The sequence below is a fragment of the Microbacterium sp. OR16 genome, from assembly GCF_047306725.1.
Classification (GTDB): Bacteria; Actinomycetota; Actinomycetes; order Actinomycetales; family Microbacteriaceae; genus Microbacterium.
The window spans coordinates 700,386-725,355 of record NZ_JAZEXK010000001.1; the positions used below are offsets into that span (position 1 = coordinate 700,386).

The window sequence follows — 24,970 nt, forward strand, 5'->3', positions numbered from 1 at the left end:
GTCACCGTCCTCAGATTTCAAGTGAACCCGGGGACATCATCGGCCCGTGCGTTCAGTGCGATCTCTCGCGCGGAAGGAGGGCCCGGGCGGACCCTCGTGACGGGAGCGGTGCTTGTGGCGGTGGCTCCTAGTTGGCTTCGACCGTGACGGGAGGCTCGCTCACGTCGACGAAGTCGGAGGAATTGTCCTGTGATTCTACATCGGCGATCTCCGGCTCTCGACCGCGCACGTAGGGCGACGGCTCGACACCGGGGTGACGACGGGTCTGCACGATGAAGATGACGATGCCGACGATGACGCCGATGATCGCGGCCCATACGTTGCTGCGCAGTCCGAAGAGGACCTCGCTCGGGTCGATCCGGATGGACTCCCAGACGATGCGGCCCGCGCTGTACCAGATGAGGTACAGGGCGAAGAGCTTGCCCCACTGCAGGCGGAAACGGTGTCCCGCCCACAGCAGCACGAGCACGCCGAGGCCGTTCCAGACGACCTCGTAGAGGAAGGTGGGGTGGAACAGCGTGCCCTCGGCGAGTCCCGGAGGGAAGGACGGGTTGGTGGACTCGATCTCGAGGCCCCAGGGCACGTCGGTCGGCAGGCCGAAGAGCTCGTGGTTGAACCAGTTGCCGAATCGGCCCAACGCCTGCGCGAGCAGGATGCCGGGTGCGAGGGCATCGGCGAAGGTCCAGAACCGGATGCCCGTCCACTTGCAGCCGAGCCACGCGCCGACCGCACCGCCGAGCAGGGCGCCGAAGATGGCGATGCCACCCTCCCAGATCGCCCACACCGAGCCGTACTCGAACGGGTTCCACGTGTTCCTGCCCGGCCCGAAGTAGAAGTTCGGGTGGGTGAGGACGTGGAAGATCCGGGCGCCGATGATGCCGAGCGGCACGGCGATGATCGCGATGTCGATCACGACCCACTTCTCCGCGCCGCGCCTGGAGAGCCGGTGGTTCGTCAGCAGCACCGCGGCGATGATGCCGGCGATGATGCACAGCGCGTAGTAGTGGATCGTCAGCGGGCCGATCTGGAAGCTGCTCTCCGGCGGGCTCGGGATGCTCGCAGGCACGACGGAAAGGCTGCTGAAGGGCGCGAAGGGCATGAGAGAGATCCTAGTATCGCGTCGTCGGCGTACCGCCGGCGAGGGTTCTGGTGGTTTCGGCGAGAGCATCGATCCCGCCGTCGCGGAGCGCCTTGACGAGCGCGGTGCCGACGATTGCGCCGTCGGCGTACTCGACCACGCCCGCGACCTGCTCGGCGTTCGAGATGCCGATGCCGACGCAGGCGTGCACCTCGCCGCGCGAGCGCATCCGCTCGACGAGCGTGCGGGCGGCCAGGTCGAGCGCAGCGCGCTCGCCCGTGATCCCCATGGTCGACACCGTGTAGACGAAGCCCGTCGATGACGAGATGACCAGATCGAGTCGCTCGTCGCTCGACGTGGGCGCGGCGAGGAAGATCCGGTCGAGGCCCGTGCGCCTGCTGGCTTCGATCCACTCCCCCGCCGACTCCGGCGTGATATCGGGAGTGATGAGTCCTGCCCCGCCGGCGGCGAGCAGGTCGTCGGCATAGCGGTCGACGCCGTACTGCATCACCGGGTTCCAGTACGTCATGACGACGACGGGCACGTCGGTCTCGTCGGTGATCGCCTTGACGGCGGTGAACAGATCGCGCATCCGGAAGCCGTTCGCGAGCGCGTGTTGCGTCGCCTCCTGGATGACCGCGCCGTCCATCACCGGGTCGGAGTAGGGCGGGCCCAGCTCGATGATGTCGACGCCGTTGCGGGCGAGCGTCAGCGCGGCCTGGATGCTCGTATCGAGATCGGGGAAGCCCACGGGCAGGTAGCCGATGAACGCGCCCCGTCCCGCCTCGTGCGCTCTGCGGATGGCATCCTCGACGCGGCTCACTCCGCGCTCCCCTCAGCGTCGCCGGCTGCCGCGTCGTACAGCTCGAAGTACCGGGCGGCGGTGTCCATGTCCTTGTCGCCGCGGCCCGAGAGGCAGATCGCGATGAGGCCCTCGGGGCCGAGCTCGCGGCCGATGCGCAGCGCGCCGGCCAGGGCGTGCGCCGACTCGATCGCGGGGATGATCCCCTCCGTCCTGCTGAGCAGCCGGAGAGCCTGCATGGCCTCGTCGTCGGTGGCGGGGATGTATTCGGCTCGGCCGATCGCGCTGAGCCAGGAGTGCTCCGGTCCGACCCCGGGGTAGTCGAGACCGGCGGAGATGGAGTGCGACTCGACGGTCTGCCCGTCCTCGTCCTGGAGGACGTACGTCTTCGCCCCGTGCAGCACACCCGGTCGGCCGCGCCCGATCGACGCCGCGTGCCGCGGCGTGTCGACGCCGTCACCGGCCGCCTCGACGCCATACAGCTTCACATTCTGGTCATCGAGGAACGCGTCGAACATGCCGATGGCGTTCGATCCGCCGCCGACGCAGGCGACGACGGCATCCGGCAGCCGGCCGGCCTCTGCGAGCAGCTGCTCGCGGGCCTCCTCGCCGATGATCTTCTGGAAGTCGCGCACCATGGCGGGGAACGGATGCGGGCCCGCCGCCGTTCCGAAGATGTAATTGGTGGTCTCGACGCTGGCGACCCAGTCACGGTACGCGTCGTTGATGGCGTCCTTCAGCGTGCGGGAGCCTGTGGTCACCGCGACCACCTCGGCGCCGAGCAGGCGCATGCGGGCGACGTTGAGCGCCTGGCGCTCGGTGTCGACCTCGCCCATGTAGATCGTGCAGTCCAGGCCGAACAGGGCTGCCGCCGTCGCCGTCGCCACGCCGTGCTGGCCAGCTCCGGTCTCGGCGATCACGCGGGTCTTGCCGAGGCGCTTGGTGAGCAGCGCCTGGCCGAGCACGTTGTTGATCTTGTGCGAGCCGGTGTGATTGAGGTCTTCCCGCTTGAGGAACACGCGCGCTCCGCCCGCGTGCTCGGCGAAGCGCGTCACCTCGGTGATCGGCGAGGGACGCCCGGCGTAGGAGTGCAGGAGCGTCGCCAGCTCGGAGCGGAACGCGGGGTCGGCGATCGCGTCCTCGTAGGCTGCGGCGAGCTCGTCGATGGCGGCCACGAGCGACTCGGGCATGTACCTGCCGCCGAAGTCGCCGAAGAACGGACCGTGCTGCGCGCGCAGGCTCATGAGCGCCTCTCGATGTCTCGGATCGGGCGGTCGCCGGCCGCCAGGAAAGTGTTCAGCGTGGCCACCGGATCGCCGGTGACGAGCGCTTCGCCGATGAGGACGACATCCGCACCGGCGTCCCGGTACCGCGCGACGTCGTCTGGCTGCAGCACGGCCGACTCCGCGATGCGGATCGATGAATCGGGGATGCGGTCGGAGAGCCGCGCGAACAGGTCGCGGTCGAGCTCGAGGGTGTGCAGGTTGCGCGCGTTCACGCCGATCAGGTCGGCGCCGAGGTCGATCGCGACCTCGAGCTCCTCGGCGGAGTGCGTCTCGACCAGCGGGGTCATCCCGAGCTCGATGATGAGTCCGTGCAGCTCGGTGAGCACCGTGCGAGACAGACCGGCGACGATGAGCAGCACGAGGTCTGCTCCGGCGGCGCGCGCTTCGAGCACCTGGTACGGGGTGGCGATGAAGTCCTTGCGCAGAACCGGCACCGAGACGCGCTCGGTGACCGCCTCGAGGTCGACGAGGCTGCCGCCGAAGCGGCGTTCTTCGGTCAGCACGCTGATCGCCGAGGCGCCGCCCTGCTCGTACAGCGAGGCCTGCAGCGCGGGATCTGGGATCTCGGCGAGGGCACCGCGGGACGGGCTGGCACGCTTGACCTCGGCGATGATCTTCACGCGGTCGGCGGGGGCGAGTGCTGCGAGCACATCACGAGCTGCGGGTCGAGCGGCGGTGTCGCGCTCGACCACGGCGAGCGGACGCGAGATCGCGCGCCGCTCGGCATCCTCCACGGCGCCGGCCGTAAGGTCGGCGAGCACCATCAGTGCGCCTTCGGCGCGTACTTCGGGCCCTTCACACCCCAGCCGGCCTTCGCCATCACCCAGCCGACGATCGCGCCGATCACGATGACCGCGGCGCAGACCCAGACCGCGATGGGCTGGTTCAGGCAGAAGAACACCGTACCGGCGGTGAAGCCGACGAGCATGATCACGACGGCGGTCCAGGCAGCAGGCGAGTGTCCGTGGCCGGGATCGGCGATCGGGTTGGTCATGTTCTCCTCCGGGTGGCTAGGCGATGCTGACAGTCTACCGGGCCGAGTCCGTCGGATCGGTGCCGTGCGACAGCTCGTCCCAGGAATCGACGGCGTCGAGCGGCCCCGAGCTGCGGTGCGCGCTCCCGGTCGTGGATCGGTAGCGCCGGCCGCCAGCCGGCCAGCGGCGTGCGGTGACGAGCACGAACAGGGACGCCAGGCCGAGCACCACCCAGCACAGCAGAGCGATCACCGGCCACGGCGTCGCGGTGACGGCGGCCACGACCTCACGCACAGATTCCTCGCCGCCCAGGCCGGTGACCTCGGTGACCGCCGGAGCCACGGCGGCGATCGGCGCCGACCCGATCAGGGGCGCGGTGCCGAGGATCAGGGTGAAGGCCGCACCCACGCCGAGCACGGCGAGAATGTGGCGAAGCACGGGACCGGCGATCGACAGCGCGGCTCCCAGGGCGAGCACCGCCAGCGACAGCGGCGCGAGCAGCGGGTAGATCACGGCCCCGGTGACGGTGAGGGTCTCCCCCGCATCGGCGCGCTGCACCGTCGCCCACACCTGGGTCGAGGAGATGATCCCGATCCCCCCGGCGAGCAGGAATGCCAGGACACCGAGCATGCGGGCGCGGCGCAGCACGTCAGGACACTCCGCTCGAAGACAGTTCGCGCCCGTCGAAGCAGGTTCGCGTTCCGGTGTGGCAGGCGGGTCCCTGCTGGTCGACCTGCAGCAGGATCGTGTCGGCATCGCAGTCGACGGCGACGCTGATCACCCGCTGCGTGTTGCCCGAGGTGTCGCCCTTGCGCCAGTACTCCCGGCGCGATCGCGACCAGTACACGGCGCGACCGCCGGTCAGGGTGCGGCGCAGCGCCTCGGCATCCATCCACGCCAGCATGAGCACCTCGCGCGTGTCGTGCTGCTGCACGATCACAGGAGCGAGGCCGGCGTCGTTCCAGGCGATCTGCGCGACGTCGTCGCTCATCAGCGCACCACCACCCCTTCGGCCCGCAGGGCCTCCTTGACCTCGCCGATCGTGAGCTGCCCGCTGTGGAACACGCTGGCCGCGAGCACGGCATCCGCCCCCGCCTCGATGGCCGGTGCGAAATCGCCGACGTCGCCGGCGCCTCCAGAGGCGATGACCGGCACGGCCGACGCCTCGCGCATCACGCGCACCAGCTCGAGGTCGAAGCCGTCTTTAGTGCCGTCGGCGTCGATCGAGTTGACCAGCAGCTCTCCGGCGCCGCGCTCGATGGCCTCGCGCGCCCAGTCGAGCGCGTCGAGGGTCGTCTCGGTTCGCCCGCCGTGGGTCGTGACGGCGAAACCCGAGGGCGTCGTCGTCGCGCGCTTGACGTCGAGCGAGAGAACGAGCACCTGGGCGCCGAACCGATCGGCGATCTCGCCGATGAGCGCGGGCCGGGCGATGGCGGCGGAATTGACTCCCACCTTGTCTGCGCCGACCGACAGCAGACGGGCCACGTCGTCGACGCTGCGCACGCCGCCACCCACGGTGAGCGGCACGAACACGTTCTCGGCGGTGCGCTGCACGACGTCGTAGGTCGTCGCCCTCGCATCCACCGTGGCGGTCACGTCGAGGAACGTGATCTCATCCGCGCCCTGGGCCGCATAGTGCGAGGCGAGCTCGACGGGGTCTCCCATGTCGCGCAGATTCTGGAAGTTGACGCCCTTCACCACGCGTCCGGCGGCGACATCCAGACATGGGATCACCCGCGCGGCGAGGGTCATCAGAGCCTCGCCGCGTCGATCGCGGTGACGAGGATCGCCCGGGCGCCCAGCGCGTACAGGTCGTCCATCACCTGGTTCACGCCCTTGCGCGGAACCATGACTCGCACGGCGACCCACTCGGGGTCGCGCAGCGGCGAGATGGTCGGCGATTCCCGACCTCCGGCGATCTCGACGGCCTGGTCGACGAGGTGAGCGGGGAGGTCGTAGTCGAGCAGCACGTACTGCCGCGCGACCATGACGCCGCGCAGACGACGCAGCAGCCGGTCGGTACCGGGCACGTCACCCGGCCGGCTGATCAGCACCGCCTCGGACTGGATGATGACGGGGCCGAAGATCTCCAGACCCGCCTGACGCAGCGTCGTGCCCGTCTCGACCACATCGGCGATCACATCGGCGACGCCGAGACGCACGGCCGATTCGACCGCGCCGTCCAGCGGGACGAGCCGAGCGGTCACGCCGTTCTCGCGGAGGAAGTCGTCGACCAGGCCAGGGTAGGCGGAGGCCACGCGCACGCCGTCGAGGTCGTCGATCGACGAGTAGCGCCCGGGCGGCGCCGCGAATCGGAACGTCGACCGGGCGAAGCCCAGCTGCTCGATCTCGCGGGCGTCGTCCTGGCGCACGTCGCGCAGCAGGTCGCGTCCGGTGATGCCGACGTCGAGGGCTCCGGATGCCACATAGGTGGCGATGTCACGGGGACGCAGGTAGAAGAACTCCACGTCGCTGTCGGCATCTATGACGTGCAGGGTCTTGGGGTCGCGTCGACCGGTGTATCCGGCCTCCGCGAGCATCTCGGCGGCTGTCTCGGAGAGCGAGCCCTTGTTCGGAACGGCGATGCGCAGCATGGATGTCTTTCGTCTGATGTGAACGGTGGTCTGAGCCTCGCTCACAGATGTCGGTAAACGTCCTCCAGCGTCAGCCCCTTCGCGAGCATCATCACCTGCAGGTGGTACAGCAGCTGGGAGATCTCCTCGGCGGCCTCATCGTCCGACTGGTACTCGGCGGCCATCCACACCTCGGCCGCCTCCTCGACGATCTTCTTGCCGATCGCATGCACTCCGCGATCCAGCTGTGCGACGGTGCCCGATCCCTCGGGGCGCTCCTGCGCGGTGGCGCTGAGCTCGGCGAACAGTTCGTCGAAAGTCTTCACGATTCCAGGCTAGCCGCTCGCGCGCGCTCACGAAGACCGATGACCGCCGCCTCGATGTCGGCTGCGCCGTACACCGCCGAGCCTGCGACGAACGTGTCGGCGCCCGCCGCGGCGGCCTGCGCGATCGTGTCGGACGAGATCCCGCCGTCGACCTGCAGCCAGACATCCGATCCGCGCCTGCGCGCCTCGTCGTGCAGCGCCCGCAGCTTCGGCATGGTCTCCGGCATGAAACCCTGGCCTCCGAAGCCGGGCTCGACGGTCATCACCAGGATCTGGTCGAACTCGTCGATGATGTCGTAGAGCGCCTCCCCCGCTGTGCCGGGCTTGATCGCGACGCCGGCGCGTGCCCCCCTCCCGCGTAGGCGCCTGGCGAGCGCGACGGGGTCGGCGGCGGCCTCGAGATGGAAGGTGACGCTGGCCGCGCCGAGCTCGGCGTAGCCCGGTGCCCACCGATCGGGGTCGGTGATCATCAGGTGCACGTCGAGCGGGATCGGGCTGGTCGCCTGGATTCGCTCGACCATCTGCGGGCCGAAGGTGAGGTTCGGCACGAAGTGGTTGTCCATCACGTCGACGTGGGCGAAGTCGGCCGATGCGATGCGGCCGAGCTCGGCCTGCATGTTCGCGAAATCGGCGGCGAGGATGCTCGGGTTGATGCGCGGTGCGGTGGGGAGGGTCACGATGCGGTCCTTTCCTGGTCGGTGCGCTGCAGCAGTGCGAGGAACATGGCGTCGGTGCCGTGGCGGTGCGGCCACAGCTGCACGCTGCCGCTGCCTGGCCCCTCAGCCGTGCGCGGCGCGAGGTCGATGGGCGATCGCGACACGCCCGTCATGACCGCACGGGCGTCGAGCTCGACGATGTCGTCCCGGCGTCGCAGGATCTCGGTGACGACCCCGGTCGTCTCGGTCAGATGAGGCGAGCAGGTGGCGTAGCCGACGATGCCCCCTGGCACCAGCGCGTCGATCGCGGCGTCGAGCAGCTGCGTCTGCAGCTCCACGAGCTCGGCGACGTCCTCCGGGGACTTGCGCCACCGCGCCTCCGGGCGCCGGCGCAGCGCGCCGAGACCGGTGCAGGGCGCGTCGACGAGGATGCGATCGAAGGAGGCCGGATGCTGCGCCGCCAGCAGGCGTCCGTCCTCCTCGTGCACGGGCACTTCGACCGGCAGCGGGCGCACGGCATGGCGCACGAGTCCGGCTCTCGCGGGGACGACCTCGTTCGCTTCGAGGTCCGCCCCGGCTTCACGCGCGAGTGCGGCGAGCATCGCGGTCTTCCCCCCGGGCCCTGCGCACAGGTCGAGCCACCGCTCTCCCGCCCGCACCGGCGCTGCGGCGGCCAGCGCGAGCGCGACGAGCTGAGAGCCCTCGTCCTGCACGCGGATGGTGCCGTTCGCGTCGGCGATGACCCGGCGCGGGTCTCCGCCGGGCGATCCGAACGCGGTGGGCGCGTACGGCCGCCGCGGGGATCCGGGCTCGGCCAGCCCGGGAAGCGCAGCCAGCGTGACCTCGGGCGCGTCGTTGTCGGATGCCAGCAGGGCATCGAGCTCGTCTCCTCGCCCCTCCGCGGCGAGGGCGCGTCGGAGCGCGCGGATCACCCAGACGGGATGGGCGGTCCGCAGCGCGAGACGCTCGTCGTCCGAACGGGCACCCGCTTCGATTCGCTGCTGCCACGTGTCGGCGTCGTCCCGGCCGATCCGGCGCAGCACCGCGTTCGCGAATCCGGACGCGCCGCGTCCCGCCTCAGCGGCGACCAGCGAGACCGATTCGTTCACCGCCGCGTGCGCAGCGACGCGGGTGGAGAGCAGCTGGTGGGCACCGAGACGCAGGGCGTCCAGCACCACCGGATCGATCTGCTCCGCGGGCCGGCTGGCCGCCTCGGCGATGATCGCGTCGTACGTGCCACGGCGGCGCAGGGTGCCGTAGGCGAGCTCGGTGGCGAGTCCCGCGTCCTGCGGGTTCAGGTTCGCGTCGCCGATCAGCTTCGGCAGCAGCAGGTTGGCATACGCGTCGTCGTCCGAGACGGCACGCAGCACGTCGTAGGCGACCCAACGGGCGGCCTGTATCTTGGGGGCGCTCACGATCCGGCCCTCACCGAGCCGCCGTCACGCAGGCCCCGCCACCAGTCGGCGGCGCCCATCGGCCCCTTGCCCGCCGGCTGCACACGGGTGACCGCGAGCGGCGTCGTGCCGGTGCCGATGAGCACGGCCGCCTTCGCGCCGTGCATCGTGCCGGGATCGAGCTGCGGGGAGTCGGCGGGGGCGGGCGCGGCGTGCAGGATCTTCAGCCGGGCGCCGCCGAGGGTCGTGTGCGCGCCCGGCTCGGGGGTGACTCCGCGGTAGCGGGCGTACACCTGCTCGAAGGGCGCGTTCCAGTCGATCGCGCCGTCGTCGAGCGTGAGCTTCGGGGCGAGGGTCGGATCGCCTTCCTGCGGCCGGGCAAGGGCGGTGCCGTCGGCGATGTCGGCGACGACGTCGAGGGTGAGCGAGGCGCCGTCCTTCGCGAGCACCTCGAGAGCGACGTCCGCCGTGGCGTCGTCCGGCACGGCGACCGGGCGCATCGCGAAGACGTCACCCGCGTCGAGTGCCGCTACGAGCTGGAACACGGCGACGCCCAGCTCCGCGTCGCCCGCGATCAGTGCACGCTGCACGGGCGCGGCCCCGCGCCAACGCGGCAGCAGCGAGAAGTGCAGATTGATCCAGCCCTTCGCCGGGGTCGACAGCAGCGGCTCGCGCACGATCCCGCCGTAGGCGACGATCACGCCCAGTGCGGCGCCCAGGGCCCGCACCTGCTCCGTCACGGCGTCATCGAGACGTGCTGCCTTGATGACGGGCAGGCCCAGCTGCTCGGCCGCCGCGGCGACGGGTGATTCGGTCAGCACGCGCTTGCGCCCGAGCGGCGCGTCGGGGCGGGTGATCACCGCCGCGATCTCGTGCTCTGCTGCCAGGGCGCGCAGAGTGGGGACGGCGACGGCGGGGGTGCCTGCGAAGACGAGGCGCATGGAAGGTTCTCCGGTCGGTCGAGCGGTGTTCGGGTGATCAGATGTCGGGTTCGAGGATATCGAGGTGCACCGAGAGGGGGATCCGCTGCCGTCCCCGGCCGCGGCGGCTCTGCGCCGCGTCGGCGACCACGCTGGCGCGCAGCGTGTCGGCGACGTCCTGGCCTGCGGCGTACGGGAAGCGCACGAGAGCGCGCACGCGGCCGTCGTCGTCGAGCGGGACGGGCCCCAGCACGGCATCCGTCGGGATGCCGATGTCCGACAGTGCGTCGAGCGCCGCACGCACCGAGGCCGGCAGCCCCTCGAGCTGGGCGAATCGCGCCGTGGGTGGCATGTGCAGCGGCATCCGCGCCTCGAGCTCGGAGCGCGCATAGGCCGCAGCCGACCAGGTCGCCAGCGCCCGGGCCACGGGGCCGTCGACGCCCACGAGATGGACGGGCGCCCCGGGGACAGCGAGGGCGGCGGCGTTCGACCACCAGCGCAGGCACGACTCGCCGATGCGCAGCTCAGGCGCCTGCAGCATGCGCGCGCCGTCGAGCAGGATGACCGCCCGGTAGCCGCCGTCGGCGATCGGCTCGGCGCCGCGCGTCGCGACGACGAGCGCGGGGCGATCGTCGACGTGCTGTACGGGGTGCGCGCCGTCCGAGACGATCACCCGCACCCCGGGGAATGCGCGGCCGAGTTCGTCTGCGGTGCGTTCTGTGCCGGATGACGCCAGCCGCACCTGATCCGAGGAGCATTCCGTGCATCGCCACGAGTGCGCCGAGCGGCCGCACCACCCGCAGACCGGCACCGCGCCGCGTCGACGAGCGCCGAGGGGGCCGCCGCACTGCCGGCACCGCGCCGGATGGCGGCAGGAGGCGCAGACGAGCGTCGGGGCGAAGCCGGGGCGAGCGACCTGCACGAGCACCGGCCCCTCTGCCGCTGCGGCGCGCGCGGTGGCGAAGGCACTGGAGGGCACCCGCTGGCCGATCGACCGCTCGAGTTCCTGCGGCGTGCTCAGTCGCACATTCGGGATGATGCGCCGCGCGGCGGTGACGTCTCGCAGCCACGCGTGCTGCACGAGACGCTCGACGTCGGTCGAGCGGGTGTGCGCGACCAGAAGCAGCGCGCTGCCCTCTTGCTCCTGGCGGATCAGTGCCGCGTCCCTGGCATGCACGTAAGGTGCGAGCGGCTCGGCGAGCAGCGGGTCGGAGTCGTCCCAGATGGCGACAAGCGCCGCCCGAGCCGGCGAGTAGATCGCGGAGCGGTTGCCGACGACGATGCACGGCTCGTCGTCCAGGGTCCGCAGGAACGCGCGGTACCGATCCGGGTTCGCCTGCCTGGCGTCGTGGCGAGCGATCGCGTCCGCCGGTACGAGGCGCTCCAGCGCGGTGAGCAGCAGTCCCTGGTCGCGGTAATCGGGAACGACGAGGATGCTCGAGCGGCCCTCCGCCAGCTGCGAGGCGGCGGCGGCGGCCAGCAGGGTCGCCCAGCCCGGCTCGGACCCGCTCTGCACGGGGATCGCCTCGACCGCAGCGCGGCCCGATTCGGCGATCACCGCGGCGAGACCGTCGTACCGGGCGACGATCTCTCGCGCGCGGCTCACGGCATCCGGATCCACCTCGACCTTCTCATCGGACGGCGTCCATGCCTTCTCGACGCGCACCTGCCGCTTCGGGATGGCCAGACGCAGAACGTCGGAGGCCGATCCTGCGGCGCGATCCGCGGCGCGCCGAGCGAGCCGGTACAGCCGCTCGGGCATCACGATCGTGGGCGACACGACGCTCTCGACCTCGGAGAGCGTGCGAGTGGCGTCCGGCTCGACGTCGATCTCGACGATGTAGCCGTCGACGACGCGACCGGCGGTGCGCAGCGGCGCCTTGATGCGCACCCCCGGCTGTACGTCGCCGAGCTCGGCGGGCAGCGCGTAGTCGAACAGCCTGTCCAGCTGCGGCAGCGGCGAGTCGATCAGCACGCGCGCGATGCGGCGCCCCTCCCCCGGGCCGGATGCCGCCCGCTCGGGTCGAGGGTCGGACACGGCGGCCTCAGAGGCCGGCTGCGCGACGCAGGTCGTCGGCGCGGTCGGTGCGCTCCCAGGTGAAGTCGGGCAGCTCACGGCCGAAATGGCCGTAGGCGGCGGTCTGCGCGTAGATCGGGCGAAGCAGGTCGAGCTCTTCGATGATCGCCTGAGGTCGCAGATCGAACACCTGCGAGATGGCGTCGGTGATCGTCTCTTCAGACACCCGACCCGTGCCGAAGGTCTCGACGTAGAGCCCCACCGGGCGAGCGACGCCGATGGCATAGGCGACCTGCACCTCGGCACGGTCGGCGAGGCCGGCGGCGACCACGTTCTTCGCGACCCACCGCATCGCGTAGGCGCCCGAGCGGTCGACCTTCGAGGGGTCCTTGCCGCTGAACGCGCCGCCGCCGTGGCGTGCGGCTCCGCCGTAGGTGTCGATGATGATCTTGCGGCCGGTGAGACCGGCGTCGCCCTTCGGCCCGCCCGTGACGAAGGGGCCTGCCGGGTTGATGTAGTACTTCAGGTCGTCGGCGAGATCAAGACCGGTCTGCTCGAGCACCGGGTCGATCACGACGTCGCGTACGAGCTGCTTCAGCTCGTCCTGCGAGATGTCCGGGTGGTGCTGAGTCGACAGCACCACGGCGTCGACCGTCTTCGGCGTGAAGCCGTCGTAGCCGAGCGTCACCTGCGTCTTGCCATCGGGGCGCAGGAAGGCCAGTTCGCCGGAGCGGCGCACCTCCGTGAGGCGCTCGGCGATGCGGTGCGCCGTCCACGCGGCCATCGGCATCAGCTGAGGCGTCTCATTCGTGGCGAAGCCGAACATGATGCCCTGATCGCCGGCGCCGAGCAGGTCGCGAGGGTCGGTCGATCCTCCGTCGCGCTGCTCCTGCGCCTGATCCACGCCGTTGGCGATGTCGGTGGACTGCTCGCCGACCGAGATGCTGACCCCGCACGACGAGCCGTCGAAGCCGGTGTCGCTCGAGGTGTACCCGATGCCGTTCACGACGTCGCGCACGATGGTCGGGATGTCGACGTAGCCCTCGGTGCGGATCTCACCGGCGACGTGCACCAGACCGGTCGTGACGAGCGTCTCGACGGCCACGCGCGAGTCCCGATCGACCGCGAGAAGTCCGTCGAGGATGCTGTCGGAGATCTGGTCGCAGATCTTGTCGGGGTGTCCTTCGGTGACGGACTCGGACGTGAACAGGCGCAGCGCGCTCATCGGGGCTCCAAAGCGGGGTCGTGGGGCGGAGCCGGTGACGGCTCGACGCCAGTGTGCATGAAGCCGCCGACATCCTCGGGAGGACGTCGGCGGCTCACATTGCGAAGGCGATCACTCAGCGTGACGGATGCGCAGCTTGTCCTCGTTGATCTCGTGCAGGGCGATCGTGAGGGGCTTGTCCTCGACCGAGGAGTCGACGAGCGGACCGACGTTGTCGAAGAGGTTCCCCTCGTGCAGGTCGGAGTAGTAGTCGTTGATCTGCCGTGCGCGCTTCGACGCGTAGATCACGAGCTCGTACTTCGACTCGACGCGCTCGAGAAGGTTGTCGATGGGCGGGTCGATGATGCCGTTGTTGTGTCCGGCCATGGTGGACCTCCTGGTCAGGCGACGGTGGCGTCGGGGTGACGAGCTGTCGCGAAATCGATGCGGCGCGCGGTCCGAGGGCTCAGGGAGCCGGGCGACGCGCAGAGTCTGTGGACAATTCTACGACCTCTTCGGCCGCGGTGGCGACGTCGGCGTTCACGACGAGGTAATCGAACTCGTTCTGCGCGGCCAGCTCCACCCGCGCAGTGCGCAGTCGGCGGGCGCGCTCCTCGGCGTCCTCGGTGCCGCGGCCGACGAGACGCTGGACGAGTTCGTCCCAGCTCGGCGGCAGCAGGAAGACGAGGGATGCCGACGGCTCGGCGGCCCGCACCTGCCTGGCTCCCTGCAGATCGATCTCGAGCAGCACTGTCCTGCCTTCGGCCAGTGCGGTGTCCACCGGACCGCGCGGTGTGCCGTAGCGGTGCTTGTTGTGCACCACGGCGTATTCGAGAAGCTGCCGGTCGGCGATGAGGCGATCGAACTCGGTGTCGTCGACGAAGTAGTAGTGCACTCCGTCGACCTCGCCGGGGCGTGGGGCGCGCGTCGTCGCCGACACCGAGAGGTGGATCTCGGGATGGGTCTCCCGGATGCGGGCAGCGACCGTGCCCTTGCCCACGGCCGTGGGGCCGGCGAGCACGAGCAGCCGGCTGCGGGCCGGGCGCGGGCGGTGCGGGGGAAAGCGCTCGTCGAGCCACGCCCGCAGTGCGGTGCGCTGGCGCACGCCGAGTCCGCCGAGTCGCTTCACCGGAGCGATGTGCAGATCCTCGAGGACACGGTCGCGCTTGCCGGCGCCGATGGCGGGCAGAGCCATCAGGAAGTCGGTGACACGCATCGTGGCGGCGTCGGAATCGGCTTCCTCCGTCGCCTGGCGCAGCACCGCCTGGGGTGCGACGACCCGCGTGCTCAGGTCGCGCTTGAGCGCGGCGCGCGCTCGACGTCGCTCGAGCGCCCGGCGGGAGGCGGCGACGCGGTCGACGTCGGGGACTGCGGGTCGTTCAGCCACGGAGTACCTCCTGGTATCGCGCGTTGCGGGCGCTGATCACCTCGGCCATGCCGCCAGGGCCCGCAGCGAGGATGCTGCGGCTCTCGCTGGCGAGCACGTTCGACGCGACCACCCCGAACCGGGCGGTGAGGTCGGCCGCAGTGGCGCCCTGTGCTCCGAAGCCCGGCGCGAGCACGGGCGTGCCGGTCAGGATCTCGTCGTCGATGCCGACCACGGCGCGATCGACCGTGGCGCCGATCACGACGCCGATCGGTCCGAGCGCGCCATCGAAGGCCGGCGAGCTGTTGACCCAGGTGACATCCCGGACGACCCGGGCCGCGACCGTCTGCTCCTCGCCGCCTGCCACGTCGACCGTGTGCGCGGTCTGCAGCGCGGCGGCCTCGGGGTTGCTCGTCGCAGCGAGCACGAACACGCCCTTGCCTGCACGCACCGCTCCGGTGAGGGTGTCGCGCAGCGACTCCGGCCCGAGGTACGGGCTGATCGTCACCGCATCTGCTTCGAGGGGCGATCCGGCCTCGAGCCATGCCGCGGCGTAACCGGCCATGGTCGACCCGATGTCGCCGCGCTTGGCGTCGGCGAGCACGATCAGCCCGGCATCCCGCGCGGCGGCCATGACGTCCTCCAGTGCGGCGAAGCCCTTCGAGCCGAAGCGCTCGAAGAACGCGACCTGCGGCTTCACGACCGCCGCTCGGCCGGCCGCGGCCTCGACCACGGCCAGACCGAACGAGCGCAGGCCCTCGGCGTCCTGCGCCAGACCCCACTGGTCGAGCAGGGCCGCGTGCGGGTCGATGCCGACGCACAGCGGACCGAGACGGTCGATCGCCGTGCGCAGACGCGCTCCGAACGGCTGGGTCATCGAGCGGCCTCACGGTCGGAGGCGTACTCCTGAAGGCTGCGCACGTGGAAGCCGGACTGGGTGGCGTCCATGCCGGTCACGGCGGCGCCGAGCACGGCCATGGTGGTGAACAGCGCCTTGTCGGCGGCGACCGCCGCGGCACGGATCTCGTACCCGTCGGCGCGGGCCGCGCCGCCGGACGGGGTGTTCACGACGATGTCGATCTCCCCGTCGTTGATCAGGTCGACGATGTTCTGCTCGCCGTTCTCCTGCGTCTCGCTGTACTTCGCCACGACCTGCGCGTCGATGCCGTTCCGGCTGAGGATCTCGGCCGTGCCCTCCGTCGCGACGAGGGTGAAGCCGAGCTGCTGCAGGCGGTGGGCCGGCAGGATGACCTCGCGCTTATCGGCATCCGCGACCGAGATGAACACGGTGCCCGCCGTCGGCATCCCGCCGTACGCGGCGGACTGGCTCTTCGCGAACGCGGTCGGGAAGTCGCGGTCGATGCCCATGACCTCGCCGGTCGAGCGCATCTCGGGCCCGAGCACCGAGTCGACGACCTTGCCGTCGTGGGTGCGGAAGCGCTTGAACGGCAGCACCGCCTCCTTCACGGCGACCGGAGCGCCCAGCGGCACGCGGGATCCGTCCTGCGCGGGCAGCATGCCCTCGTCGATCAGCTCGGCGATCGTCGCACCCGCCATGAGGCGGCTCGCGGCCTTCGCCATCGGGATGCCCAGCGCCTTCGACACGAACGGGACGGTGCGGCTCGCGCGGGGGTTCGCCTCGATCACGTAGAGCACACCGGCGCTGATCGCGAACTGCACGTTCAGCAGACCCCGGACGCCCACGCCCTCCGCGATGGCGAGCGTCGCCGTGCGCACGCGGTCGATGTCGGTGCGGCCGAGCGAGACGGGCGGCAGCGTGCAGCTCGAGTCGCCGGAGTGGATGCCGGCCTCTTCGAGGTGCTCCATGACCCCGCCGATGTACAGATCGGTGCCGTCGTACAGGGCGTCGACGTCGAGCTCGATCGCATCGTCGAGGAAGCGGTCCACGAGCAGGGGCTTGCCCTCCTCGATGACCACCTCGCCCGCGGTGCGCACGAAGTAGTCGCGCAGCGACGGGGTGTCGTAGACGATCTCCATGCCGCGGCCGCCGAGCACGAAGCTCGGCCGCACGAGCACGGGGTATCCGATGTCCTCGGCGATGCGCACCGCGCCGTCTACGTCGATCGCCGTGCCGTTTCGCGGGGCGACCAGACCGGCGTCATCGAGCAGGCGCGCGAACAGCTCGCGCTCCTCGGCCAGGTCGATCGCTGCGGGGCTGGTGCCGAGCACCGTGTAGCCCGCCGCCTCGATGCCCTTCGCCAGACCCAGCGGCGTCTGTCCGCCGAGCTGGCAGACGACGCCGAGGATGGTGCCGCTGCGGGCCTCGGCATCGAGCACCTCGAGGACGTCCTCGAGGGTCAGCGGCTCGAAGTACAGCCGGTCGGAGGTGTCGTAGTCGGTCGACACGGTCTCGGGGTTGCAGTTGACCATGACGGTCTCGTACCCGGCATCCGAGAGCGCGAACGACGCGTGCACGCACGAGTAGTCGAACTCGACGCCCTGGCCGATGCGGTTGGGGCCCGAGCCGATGATGACGATCTTGGTGCGCTCGCTCGGCGCGACTTCGGTCTCGAAGTCGTAGCTCGAGTAGTGGTACGGCGTCAGGGCCGGGAACTCCCCCGCGCAGGTGTCGACGGTCTTGAACACCGGACGCACGTCGAGGCCGTGACGGATCGAGCGCACCTCGGCTTCGTCGAGGCCGCGCAGCTGCGCGATCTGCGCGTCGCTGAAGCCGTGCTCCTTGGCGAGACGCAGGGTGACGCGATCGAGCTCGTCGGCGCTGGCGACGCTGTCTGCGACCTCGTTGATCAGCACGATCTGGTCGAGGAACCACGGGTCCATCGCCGTCGCATCGAAGGCCTGCTCGATGGTCGCGCCCTTGCGCAGCGCCTGCTGCAGCACGACGATGCGGCCGTCGGTCGGGGTCTTCGCGATCTCGAGCAGCTCCTCGACCGAACGGCTCTCGTCACCCCAGTGGAAGCTGGAGCCGCGCTTCTCGAGGGAGCGCAGCGCCTTCTGCAGCGCGGTCGTGTAGTTGCGCCCGATGGCCATCGCCTCGCCCACCGACTTCATGGTGGTGGTGAGGGTGGCGTCGGCCGCCGGGAACTTCTCGAACGCGAAGCGGGGCGCCTTGACCACGACGTAGTCGAGGGTCGGCTCGAAGCTCGCCGGGGTGACGCCGGTGATGTCGTTCGGGATCTCGTCGAGGCGGTAGCCGAGGGCGAGCTTGGCGGCGAGCTTCGCGATCGGGAATCCGGTCGCCTTGGAGGCGAGGGCAGACGAGCGCGAGACACGCGGGTTCATCTCGATGACGATGATGCGCCCGTTGGTCGGATCGACGGCGAACTGGATGTTGCAGCCGCCCGTGTCGACGCCGACCGAGCGGATGATGTCGATCGAGATGTCGCGCATCTTCTGATATTCGCGGTCGGTGAGCGTGAGCGCCGGCGCGACGGTGATCGAGTCGCCGGTGTGCACGCCGACGGGGTCGACGTTCTCGATCGAGCAGACGACGACCGTGTTGTCGGCGGTGTCGCGCATGAGCTCGAGCTCGTACTCCTTCCACCCGAGGATCGACTCCTCGAGCAGCACCTCGTTGGTCGGCGAGTCGTGCAGGCCGGCGCCGCCGATGCGGCGGAGGTCGGTCTCGTCGTAGGCGAAGCCCGAGCCCAGGCCGCCCATCGTGAACGAGGGCCGCACGACGAGCGGGTAGCCGAGCTCTGCGGCGCCGGCGATGAGCTCGTCCATGGTGTGGCAGATGACCGACTTCGCGACGTCGGCGCCCGCCTCGATCACGAGCTCCTTGAACACCTGGCGGTCCTCGCCGCGACGGATCGCGTCGACCTTGGCCCCGATGAGCTCGACGCCGTACTTGTCGAGGATGCCGCGCTCGTGCAGCGCCATGGCGGCGTTCAGAGCGGTCTGACCGCCGAGGGTCGGCAGGATGGCATCCGGCTTCTCCTTGGCGATGATGGTCTCGATGACCTCGGGCGTGATCGGCTCGATGTAGGTCGCATCGGCGAAGTCGGGATCGGTCATGATCGTCGCCGGGTTGGAGTTGACCAGGATGACGCGCACGCCCTCCTCGCGCAGCACCCGGCAGGCCTGGGTTCCCGAGTAGTCGAACTCGCAGGCCTGACCGATGACGATCGGGCCGGAGCCGATGACCAGGACGGAGTTGATGTCTTCGCGCTTCGGCATCAGTTGGCGCCCTTCTTGCTGGCGAGGACGAGCTCGCGGAATCGGGTGAAGAGATAGTGGGCGTCGTGCGGCCCCGCCGCCGCCTCGGGGTGGTACTGCACGGAGAAGGCCGGGATGTCGAGGGCGCGGAGGCCCTCGACGACCTGGTCGTTCAGGCCGACGTGGCTCACCTCGACCTTCCCGTAGCCGTGCGGGCTGTCGAATGCGCCCTCGAGCGGGGCCTGCACGGCGAAGCCGTGGTTGTGGGCCGTGATCTCGACCCGGCCGGTGGCCTTGTCGATGACGGGCTGGTTGATGCCGCGATGGCCGAAGGTGAGCTTGTAGGTGTCGAGCCCGAGCGCGCGTCCGAACAGCTGGTTGCCGAAGCAGATGCCGAAGTACGGGATGCGCGCGTCGAGCACCTGGCGCAGCACGGCCACCTGCTCGTCGGATGCCGAGGGATCGCCGGGGCCGTTCGAGTAGAACACCGCGTCGGGAGATGTCGCGGCGATGTCGTCGAAACCGGCGGACTGCGGCAGCACGTGCACGTCGAAGCCGAGCGCTGCGAGGTTGTCGACGGTGGACTGCTTGATGCCCAGGTCGATCACGGCGACGTTCCCGATGCGCTCGGTGGTCGCGGCGACGACGAGGGGCTCGGTGACCGACACCGTCGCCGACAGGTTCTGACCCGCCATCTCGGGAGCGGCGGTCACCTGACGCAGCTGCTCGTCGGCGTCCAGCCCGGCGGCGTCGCCCGAGAAGATTCCGCCGCGCATCGACCCCGTGTCGCGGATGCGACGGGTGAGGGCGCGCGTGTCGATGCCGCTGATCCCCACGATCCCCTCGCGCACGAGCGCGTCGTCGAGCGACTCCTCGGAGCGCCAGTTCGACACCCGGCGGGCGGGGTCGCGCACGATGTATCCCGCGACCCAGATGCGCGAGGACTCCTGGTCCTCGCGGTTCATGCCGGTGTTGCCGATGTGCGGCGCGGTCTGCAGCACGATCTGACCGGCGTACGAGGGATCGGTCAGCGTCTCTTGGTAGCCGGACATGCCGGTGGCGAAGACGACCTCGCCGAGCGTGGTGCCTCGCGCGCCGTATGCGCGGCCTTCGAAGCGGGTGCCGTCCTCGAGAACGAGCACAGCGGCGTTCTGGGCCCCTGAGCCCGTCGAGGGGCCCTGGGCGGTCTGGTCGGGGGATGTCACGAGTTCTCTCCGTTCTCCGCGCCGGCGCAGAGGCGCTCGAGCTGCGGCACGATCTCTGAGGGCCCGCCTGAGGTGGGCCGGATGAAGGAATCGACGTGGACGTCGTCGGCCACCCGCCACACGAGGCGGATGAGACCGTCGCGCTCCACGACGCGGTCGATGGCGACGGTGGCGCGGTCTGCCGCGACCAGTCGCGCGGACGGCAGGAACACCGTCGGTGCGCCGTCGAGGCTCAGCGCGACGCCTCGGTCGGTGAGCACGAGCTCTCCCCGAGCGCGGTAGGTCAGCGGACTGACCGCGAGCCGCTCGAGCGGCTGGTCGTGCGCGGTCGTGGCGACATAGAGCACCTCGTACCGGCCGGTCACGTCGGCGTGCTCGGGCACGCCGAGCGGAGCGGTCAGGCCGGCGTCGCGGCGCAGGCGCCTGCGCCAGGCGATGAACATCGAGAGCAGGATCAGCGCGGCGACGAGGGCGATGATCAGCCCCGCGAGCTCGCGAGTCACTTCGTCTCGCTCCGCTCGCTCAGCACATCGCCCGCGCCGAGCTCCGCGACGAGGGCTCCGCCGTCGACGGTCACGACGCCGCCGTGGATGGTCCACTGCACGCGGCCTGGCAGCTCGCGTCCCAGGTACGGGGAGTTGTGGCTGCGTCCGTGCAGGTCGGCTTCGGTGAACACCCCGGGCACGCTCGGGTCGTACAGCGTGACGTGCGCGGGCCGCCCGACTTCGAGGGCGCCGAAGCCGTCGAGGCGCCCGATGCGGGCGGGAGCGGCGCTCATCACGCGAGCGACGTCCGCCCAGTCGAGCTGGCCGGTCCCGACCATCGCCTGATGCACGACGCGCAGCGCGCTCTCGAGCCCGACCATGCCGTTCGCGGCGGCCTGCCATTCGCACGCCTTGTTCTCGGCCGGGTGCGGGGCGTGGTCGGTCGCGACGATGTCGATCGTGCCGTCGGCGAGGCCGTCGCGCACGGCCATCACGTCCTCGGCGGTGCGCAGGGGCGGGTTCACCTTGTAGCGGGCGTCGTAGTCGCGCACGAGGTCGTCGGTCAGCAGCAGGTGGTGGGGAGTGACCTCCGCCGTCACCCGGATGCCGCGCTTCTTCGCCCACCGGATGATGTCTACGGAGCCGGCGGTCGAGAGGTGGCACACGTGCAGACGCGAGCCGACGTGCTCGGCGAGGAGCACATCGCGGGCGATGATCGACTCCTCGGCGACGGCGGGCCAGCCCGCGAGGCCCAGCTCGGCCGACACGACGCCCTCGTTCATCTGCGCGCCCTCGGTCAGACGCGGGTCCTGCGCGTGCTGCGCGATGACGCCGTCGAACGACTTCACGTACTCCAGCGCGCGCCGCATGATCAGCGGATCCCACACGCAGAAGCCGTCATCGCTGAAGACGCGCACGCGGGCGCGGGATCCCGCCATGGCACCCAGTTCGGCGAGACGCTCACCCTTCTGTCCGACGGTCACGGCGCCGATCGGCTGCACCGTCGCATAGCCTGCGGCCTCGCCGAGGGCGAGCTCCTGCTCGACGACTCCCGCGGTGTCTGCGACGGGCTGGGTGTTCGGCATCGCGAAGACCGCCGTGAACCCGCCGGCCGCCGCTGCCTGCGTGCCGGTCAGCACGGTCTCGGAGGCTTCGAACCCTGGTTCACGCAGGTGCGTGTGCAGGTCGACGAGGCCGGGCAGCGCGACCAGGCCCGCGGCGTCGATGACGCGCGCGCCCGCTCGGGTGAGCCCTGAGCCGATCTCGGCGATGGCACCGTTCTCGATCACGATGTCTGCGCTGTCGCGCCCGAGCAACCGGACGCCTTCGATGACGAGGGTCTCGCTCACTTCACTTCCCCTCTTCGTCGTTGCGCTCGCCTGCCAGCAGCAGATAGAGCACGGCCATGCGCACGGAGACTCCGTTCGTGACCTGCTCCAGCACGGTGGAGCGGGGCGAATCCGCGGCTTCGGATGAGATCTCCAGCCCGCGGTTCATGGGCCCCGGGTGCATCACAATGCTATCGTCCGGCAGGCTCGCCGCGCGCACGGCGTCGAGCCCCCATAGCCGGGAATACTCCCGCTCAGTGGGGAAATACGCGGCGTGCATCCGCTCCGCCTGGATGCGCAGCATCATGACGGCGTCCGGCCCCTCGGCCAGTGCGGCGTCGAGGTCGTAGATCACTCGCACGGGCCACTGCGACACGTTCTGCGGTACGAGCGTCGGCGGGGTGACCAGTGTGACATAGGCACCGAGCAGCGACAGCAGCCACACGTTGGAGCGAGCCACCCGGGAGTGCAGCACGTCGCCGACGATGACGACGCGCAGGCCAGACAGGTCGCGGCCACGGCTCTCGCTGCCGTAGCGGCGCTTGCGGATCGTGAATGCGTCGAGAAGAGCCTGGGTCGGGTGCTCGTGCGTGCCGTCGCCCGCATTGACCACGCCGGCCGAGATCCAGCCGCTCGTCGCCAGCGTGCGGGGTGCTCCGGACGCCGAGTGGCGCACGACCACGGCATCCGCCCCCATCGCCTGCAGGGTCTGGGCGGTGTCCTTCAGGCTCTCGCCCTTCGACACGCTGGAGCCCTTCGCCGCGAAGTTGATCACGTCGGCGGAGAGTCGCTTCGCCGCCGCTTCGAATGAGATGCGGGTGCGGGTGGAGTCCTCGAAGAAGAGGTTGACGACGGTCTTGCCGAGGAGCGTGGGAAGCTTCTTGACCTCGCGCGACTGCGTGTCTGCCATGTCCTCGGCGACGTCGAGGATGCGCAGGGCCTGCTCGCGATCGAGGGTGCGGATGTCGAGCAGGTGCCTCATGATTCGATCGTCACCTCATCGGCTCCGTCGAGCTCGCGAAGGCGCAGGTTCACTCGTTCCGCGCGGGAGGACGGGATGTTCTTGCCGACGAAGTCGGGACGGATGGGCAGCTCGCGGTGGCCGCGATCCACCAGGATCGCCAGACGCACTGCAGCGGGGCGACCGATCGACTGAAGGGCATCCAGCGCTGCGCGGATGCTGCGCCCCGAGAACAGCACGTCGTCGACGAGCACGACGGTCCTGCCGTCGATGCCGCCGGCGGGGATCTCGGTGCGCTTGGGCGCACGGGTCGGGTGCTTCGACAGGTCGTCGCGGAACAGGGTGATGTCGAGCGAGCCCACCGCGATGTCGGTGCCGGCGATGCCGGAGATGATCGTGCCGAGCCGTTCGGCGAGCGTCACTCCCCTGGTCGGGATGCCGAGGAGCACGAGCCCGTCGGCGCCTCGGTTCGACTCGAGGATCTCGTGGGCGATGCGCGTCAGAGCGCGCGCGATATCGGCTTCATGCAGCACTGTGCGTGCAGACAACGGCCACTTCCCTTCTCCGCCTCACAGGACGGTGTTAAAGGTTCGGTGATGCCTCCAGTCTATGACAGACCGGTGGGACGCGATGACGTGTGACGTCAGCCCCGTGCGGCGGCGGGCTCGCGCTCCTCTTCGGAACGTGAGCCGGTCTTGATGACCCGCGACGCGCGGATCGGGTGCCCGGTCGTCGTCAGGCACTTGCCCGTCTCGAGGTCCCACTTCCAGTCGTGCATCGAGCAGGTCAGGACGCCGTCCTCGATCTTGCCCGTACGGGTCAGGTCGGCGCGCAGGTGCGGGCAGCGGCGCTGCACGACCCAGTCGTCGATCTCGGCGTCCTCGGTCTGATCGGTCTGCTCCTGGTACCAGTTCTCGACGTACTCGATGCGATCGACCGAGAGGCACTTCAGGAACGTGGTGAGGAACTCGTTGAACTTGCCGCTGCGGCCGACCGAGAACTGCATCGACAGGAAGATGGAGTTCGACCAGTCGATCTCGTGGTCGCGGATGTTCGTCGAGACGAGATCGGCGGGGATCGTGTACCAGTAGATGCACTCCTCCCCCGCGTACTCGCGCACCTTCGCCTTGGGGAAGTCGACGACCATGTCCAGCTCGCCGATGCGGAAGCGCACGTTGCCGCCCACGCCGAGGCGGATGGTGCGCGACTTCTTCAGCAGCGGCTCCCACCACTCCTTGATCGCCGCCAGCATCTCGGCCGGCGGGATGATCTCGGCCCGGGTGGCCTCCTCATCGATGATCTCCTGCTGGCGCGATGCGCGCTGCTCTTCGAGGTAATCCCACTTCTCGTCGAAGATGTGGGTGATCTCGTCTTCGGAGTACAGGCTCTGCGAGACGGTCATGTCCCCGTGGTTCATCTCGACGACCGTGCCCGGGATGAAGAGGTGGCCGTCGTACTTCGGGGCCAGCTCCTTCATGTGCGCGAGGAACTCCTTCTGATCCGTGAAGATCGAGTCGTCGTCCTGGCCCTTCCCGTTGAACCGGAACAGCTCGTCGCGCAGGAACATCGGGGGCCCGGCCATCGGGAACACGTGCGGTGCGTCGACCTTCTCGATGTAGTACATGGCGCGCTTGTTCTGCGCCTCGCGCTTGAGTGCGGCGAACTTCTGCTTCGCGTCCTGCGGCAGGTCGTAGACCATGGGCCACCAGATCGCTCCCGATACCTGGGTGAAGTACGCCTCGGGCTTGCCGAACGACAGCAGCGCCTCCAGATCCAGCGGATGCGAGTCGTTCTGGTTGAGGATGGATGCCGTGCCGTCATCGACGCTCAGCGAGGAGTCGCCGATCGGTCCGTCACTGGGCGCGCGCAGCGGCGTGATCATGATCTTCAGGTCGCCGCGCTCGATCACCTGGCCTGCCGGTGCGTAGGTGATGTTGTCGTACCCGAGCCTGCGGATGTCGACCTCGAGGTCGTCGGTGACGTACTCGGGCAGCAGCACCTCGATGTCCTTCGAGATGTACTTCTCGAGCAGGTTGGGGTCGAAGTGGTCGCGGTGACGGTGCGAGATGTAGAGGAAGTCCGCCTCGCGTCCGAGTCGCTCCCAGTCCAGGCCGCGGTTGTCGGGGAACGGGAACCACGAGCCGTAGAACGATGGACCGAGCACGGGGTCGCAGATGATGTTTCCGCCGACCGTCTCGATGAACATCCCGGCGTGGCCGAGTCCCGTGATCCGCATGTCTCTCCTCAGGGTTGGA

At 70.0% G+C, this 24,970-nt stretch carries 25 protein-coding genes; all 25 read right to left on the reverse strand.

Annotated elements, in window-relative coordinates:
- Window positions 1–127 precede the first annotated feature (127 nt).
- A complete protein-coding gene (gene lgt, locus V2S05_RS03405) occupies window positions 128–1,099 on the reverse strand; it encodes a prolipoprotein diacylglyceryl transferase (protein ID WP_413633885.1) in 972 nt (323 codons plus the stop codon).
- Window positions 1,100–1,109: 10 nt separating this feature from the next.
- Window positions 1,110–1,901, reverse strand: a complete 792-nt coding sequence (gene trpA / locus V2S05_RS03410; RefSeq protein ID WP_413633886.1) for a tryptophan synthase subunit alpha — start codon at window positions 1,899–1,901, stop codon at window positions 1,110–1,112.
- Window positions 1,898–3,124 carry a tryptophan synthase subunit beta gene (gene trpB / locus V2S05_RS03415; protein WP_413633887.1) on the reverse strand — a complete coding sequence of 409 codons (1,227 nt, stop codon included), beginning with the start codon at window positions 3,122–3,124 and terminating at the stop codon, window positions 1,898–1,900. Before trpB ends, trpA begins: the two co-directional genes overlap by 4 nt.
- Window positions 3,121–3,927 (reverse strand): indole-3-glycerol phosphate synthase TrpC, encoded by an 807-nt coding sequence (trpC, locus tag V2S05_RS03420; protein WP_413635220.1) that lies wholly within the window; start codon window positions 3,925–3,927, stop codon window positions 3,121–3,123. Before trpC ends, trpB begins: the two co-directional genes overlap by 4 nt.
- 2 nt (window positions 3,928–3,929) lie before the next feature.
- Window positions 3,930–4,160 (reverse strand): HGxxPAAW family protein, encoded by a 231-nt coding sequence (locus V2S05_RS03425; protein ID WP_271637624.1) that lies wholly within the window; start codon window positions 4,158–4,160, stop codon window positions 3,930–3,932.
- Window positions 4,161–4,194: 34 nt separating this feature from the next.
- Window positions 4,195–4,788, reverse strand: a complete 594-nt coding sequence (locus V2S05_RS03430) for a Trp biosynthesis-associated membrane protein (RefSeq protein WP_413633888.1) — start codon at window positions 4,786–4,788, stop codon at window positions 4,195–4,197.
- 1 nt (window position 4,789) lies between these two features.
- The gene (gene hisI / locus V2S05_RS03435; protein ID WP_413633890.1) at window positions 4,790–5,131 is read right to left on the reverse strand and encodes a phosphoribosyl-AMP cyclohydrolase; all 342 of its coding nucleotides are present in this window, start codon (window positions 5,129–5,131) and stop codon (window positions 4,790–4,792) included.
- On the reverse strand, window positions 5,131–5,892 hold the full coding sequence (gene hisF / locus V2S05_RS03440) for an imidazole glycerol phosphate synthase subunit HisF (protein WP_413633891.1): 762 nt from the start codon (window positions 5,890–5,892) through the stop codon (window positions 5,131–5,133). Before hisF ends, hisI begins: the two co-directional genes overlap by 1 nt.
- Window positions 5,892–6,734 carry an ATP phosphoribosyltransferase gene (hisG, locus tag V2S05_RS03445; RefSeq protein WP_271637619.1) on the reverse strand — a complete coding sequence of 281 codons (843 nt, stop codon included), beginning with the start codon at window positions 6,732–6,734 and terminating at the stop codon, window positions 5,892–5,894. The genes hisF and hisG overlap by 1 nt, the downstream gene beginning before the upstream one ends.
- A gap of 41 nt (window positions 6,735–6,775) precedes the next feature.
- Window positions 6,776–7,039 carry a phosphoribosyl-ATP diphosphatase gene (locus tag V2S05_RS03450; protein ID WP_271637618.1) on the reverse strand — a complete coding sequence of 88 codons (264 nt, stop codon included), beginning with the start codon at window positions 7,037–7,039 and terminating at the stop codon, window positions 6,776–6,778.
- Window positions 7,036–7,716 (reverse strand): ribulose-phosphate 3-epimerase, encoded by a 681-nt coding sequence (gene rpe / locus V2S05_RS03455; protein ID WP_413633894.1) that lies wholly within the window; start codon window positions 7,714–7,716, stop codon window positions 7,036–7,038. The genes V2S05_RS03450 and rpe overlap by 4 nt, the downstream gene beginning before the upstream one ends.
- A complete protein-coding gene (locus V2S05_RS03460; protein ID WP_413633895.1) occupies window positions 7,713–9,110 on the reverse strand; it encodes an RsmB/NOP family class I SAM-dependent RNA methyltransferase in 1,398 nt (465 codons plus the stop codon). The genes rpe and V2S05_RS03460 overlap by 4 nt, the downstream gene beginning before the upstream one ends.
- Entirely contained in the window at window positions 9,107–10,030 is a 924-nt protein-coding gene (gene fmt, locus V2S05_RS03465) for a methionyl-tRNA formyltransferase (RefSeq protein WP_413633896.1), read from the reverse strand. The genes V2S05_RS03460 and fmt overlap by 4 nt, the downstream gene beginning before the upstream one ends.
- 37 nt (window positions 10,031–10,067) lie before the next feature.
- A complete protein-coding gene (locus V2S05_RS03470) occupies window positions 10,068–12,047 on the reverse strand; it encodes a primosomal protein N' (protein WP_413633897.1) in 1,980 nt (659 codons plus the stop codon).
- Window positions 12,048–12,054: 7 nt separating this feature from the next.
- The gene (gene metK, locus V2S05_RS03475; RefSeq protein ID WP_413633899.1) at window positions 12,055–13,251 is read right to left on the reverse strand and encodes a methionine adenosyltransferase; all 1,197 of its coding nucleotides are present in this window, start codon (window positions 13,249–13,251) and stop codon (window positions 12,055–12,057) included.
- Window positions 13,252–13,362: 111 nt separating this feature from the next.
- Window positions 13,363–13,617: a DNA-directed RNA polymerase subunit omega gene (gene rpoZ, locus V2S05_RS03480; protein ID WP_099195959.1), complete on the reverse strand. Its 255-nt coding sequence runs from the start codon at window positions 13,615–13,617 to the stop codon at window positions 13,363–13,365.
- 79 nt (window positions 13,618–13,696) lie between these two features.
- Window positions 13,697–14,617, reverse strand: a complete 921-nt coding sequence (gene gmk, locus V2S05_RS03485; RefSeq protein ID WP_413633900.1) for a guanylate kinase — start codon at window positions 14,615–14,617, stop codon at window positions 13,697–13,699.
- A complete protein-coding gene (pyrF, locus tag V2S05_RS03490; RefSeq protein ID WP_413633901.1) occupies window positions 14,610–15,473 on the reverse strand; it encodes an orotidine-5'-phosphate decarboxylase in 864 nt (287 codons plus the stop codon). The genes gmk and pyrF overlap by 8 nt, the downstream gene beginning before the upstream one ends.
- Complete coding sequence (gene carB, locus V2S05_RS03495; RefSeq protein ID WP_413633903.1) at window positions 15,470–18,757, reverse strand: carbamoyl-phosphate synthase large subunit; 3,288 nt, start codon at window positions 18,755–18,757, stop codon at window positions 15,470–15,472. Before carB ends, pyrF begins: the two co-directional genes overlap by 4 nt.
- Window positions 18,757–19,941 (reverse strand): glutamine-hydrolyzing carbamoyl-phosphate synthase small subunit, encoded by a 1,185-nt coding sequence (gene carA, locus V2S05_RS03500; protein WP_413633905.1) that lies wholly within the window; start codon window positions 19,939–19,941, stop codon window positions 18,757–18,759. Before carA ends, carB begins: the two co-directional genes overlap by 1 nt.
- A complete protein-coding gene (locus V2S05_RS03505) occupies window positions 19,938–20,444 on the reverse strand; it encodes a hypothetical protein (protein WP_413633906.1) in 507 nt (168 codons plus the stop codon). Before V2S05_RS03505 ends, carA begins: the two co-directional genes overlap by 4 nt.
- Window positions 20,441–21,775 carry a dihydroorotase gene (locus V2S05_RS03510; protein ID WP_413633907.1) on the reverse strand — a complete coding sequence of 445 codons (1,335 nt, stop codon included), beginning with the start codon at window positions 21,773–21,775 and terminating at the stop codon, window positions 20,441–20,443. Before V2S05_RS03510 ends, V2S05_RS03505 begins: the two co-directional genes overlap by 4 nt.
- A 1-nt stretch (window position 21,776) precedes the next feature.
- Entirely contained in the window at window positions 21,777–22,736 is a 960-nt protein-coding gene (locus V2S05_RS03515) for an aspartate carbamoyltransferase catalytic subunit (RefSeq protein ID WP_413633909.1), read from the reverse strand.
- Window positions 22,733–23,263 (reverse strand): bifunctional pyr operon transcriptional regulator/uracil phosphoribosyltransferase PyrR, encoded by a 531-nt coding sequence (gene pyrR, locus V2S05_RS03520; protein ID WP_271637605.1) that lies wholly within the window; start codon window positions 23,261–23,263, stop codon window positions 22,733–22,735. Before pyrR ends, V2S05_RS03515 begins: the two co-directional genes overlap by 4 nt.
- Before the next feature lie 95 nt (window positions 23,264–23,358).
- Entirely contained in the window at window positions 23,359–24,951 is a 1,593-nt protein-coding gene (locus V2S05_RS03525; RefSeq protein ID WP_413633911.1) for a Rieske 2Fe-2S domain-containing protein, read from the reverse strand.
- Window positions 24,952–24,970: the final 19 nt, after the last annotated feature.

What these genes read in the sequence shown, in the direction of transcription:
- lgt (WP_413633885.1), bottom strand. Translation starts at nt 1,099, where the DNA reads ATGCCCTTCGCGCCCTTCAGCAGCCTTTCCGTCGTGCCTGCGAGCATC.
- trpB (WP_413633887.1), bottom strand. Translation starts at nt 3,124, where the DNA reads ATGAGCCTGCGCGCGCAGCACGGTCCGTTCTTCGGCGACTTCGGCGGC.
- V2S05_RS03425 (WP_271637624.1), bottom strand. Translation starts at nt 4,160, where the DNA reads ATGACCAACCCGATCGCCGATCCCGGCCACGGACACTCGCCTGCTGCC.
- hisI (WP_413633890.1), bottom strand. Translation starts at nt 5,131, where the DNA reads ATGAGCGACGACGTCGCGCAGATCGCCTGGAACGACGCCGGCCTCGCT.
- hisF (WP_413633891.1), bottom strand. Translation starts at nt 5,892, where the DNA reads ATGACCCTCGCCGCGCGGGTGATCCCATGTCTGGATGTCGCCGCCGGA.
- hisG (WP_271637619.1), bottom strand. Translation starts at nt 6,734, where the DNA reads ATGCTGCGCATCGCCGTTCCGAACAAGGGCTCGCTCTCCGAGACAGCC.
- fmt (WP_413633896.1), bottom strand. Translation starts at nt 10,030, where the DNA reads ATGCGCCTCGTCTTCGCAGGCACCCCCGCCGTCGCCGTCCCCACTCTG.
- metK (WP_413633899.1), bottom strand. Translation starts at nt 13,251, where the DNA reads ATGAGCGCGCTGCGCCTGTTCACGTCCGAGTCCGTCACCGAAGGACAC.
- rpoZ (WP_099195959.1), bottom strand. Translation starts at nt 13,617, where the DNA reads ATGGCCGGACACAACAACGGCATCATCGACCCGCCCATCGACAACCTT.
- pyrF (WP_413633901.1), bottom strand. Translation starts at nt 15,473, where the DNA reads ATGACCCAGCCGTTCGGAGCGCGTCTGCGCACGGCGATCGACCGTCTC.
- carB (WP_413633903.1), bottom strand. Translation starts at nt 18,757, where the DNA reads ATGCCGAAGCGCGAAGACATCAACTCCGTCCTGGTCATCGGCTCCGGC.
- V2S05_RS03515 (WP_413633909.1), bottom strand. Translation starts at nt 22,736, where the DNA reads ATGAGGCACCTGCTCGACATCCGCACCCTCGATCGCGAGCAGGCCCTG.
- V2S05_RS03525 (WP_413633911.1), bottom strand. Translation starts at nt 24,951, where the DNA reads ATGCGGATCACGGGACTCGGCCACGCCGGGATGTTCATCGAGACGGTC.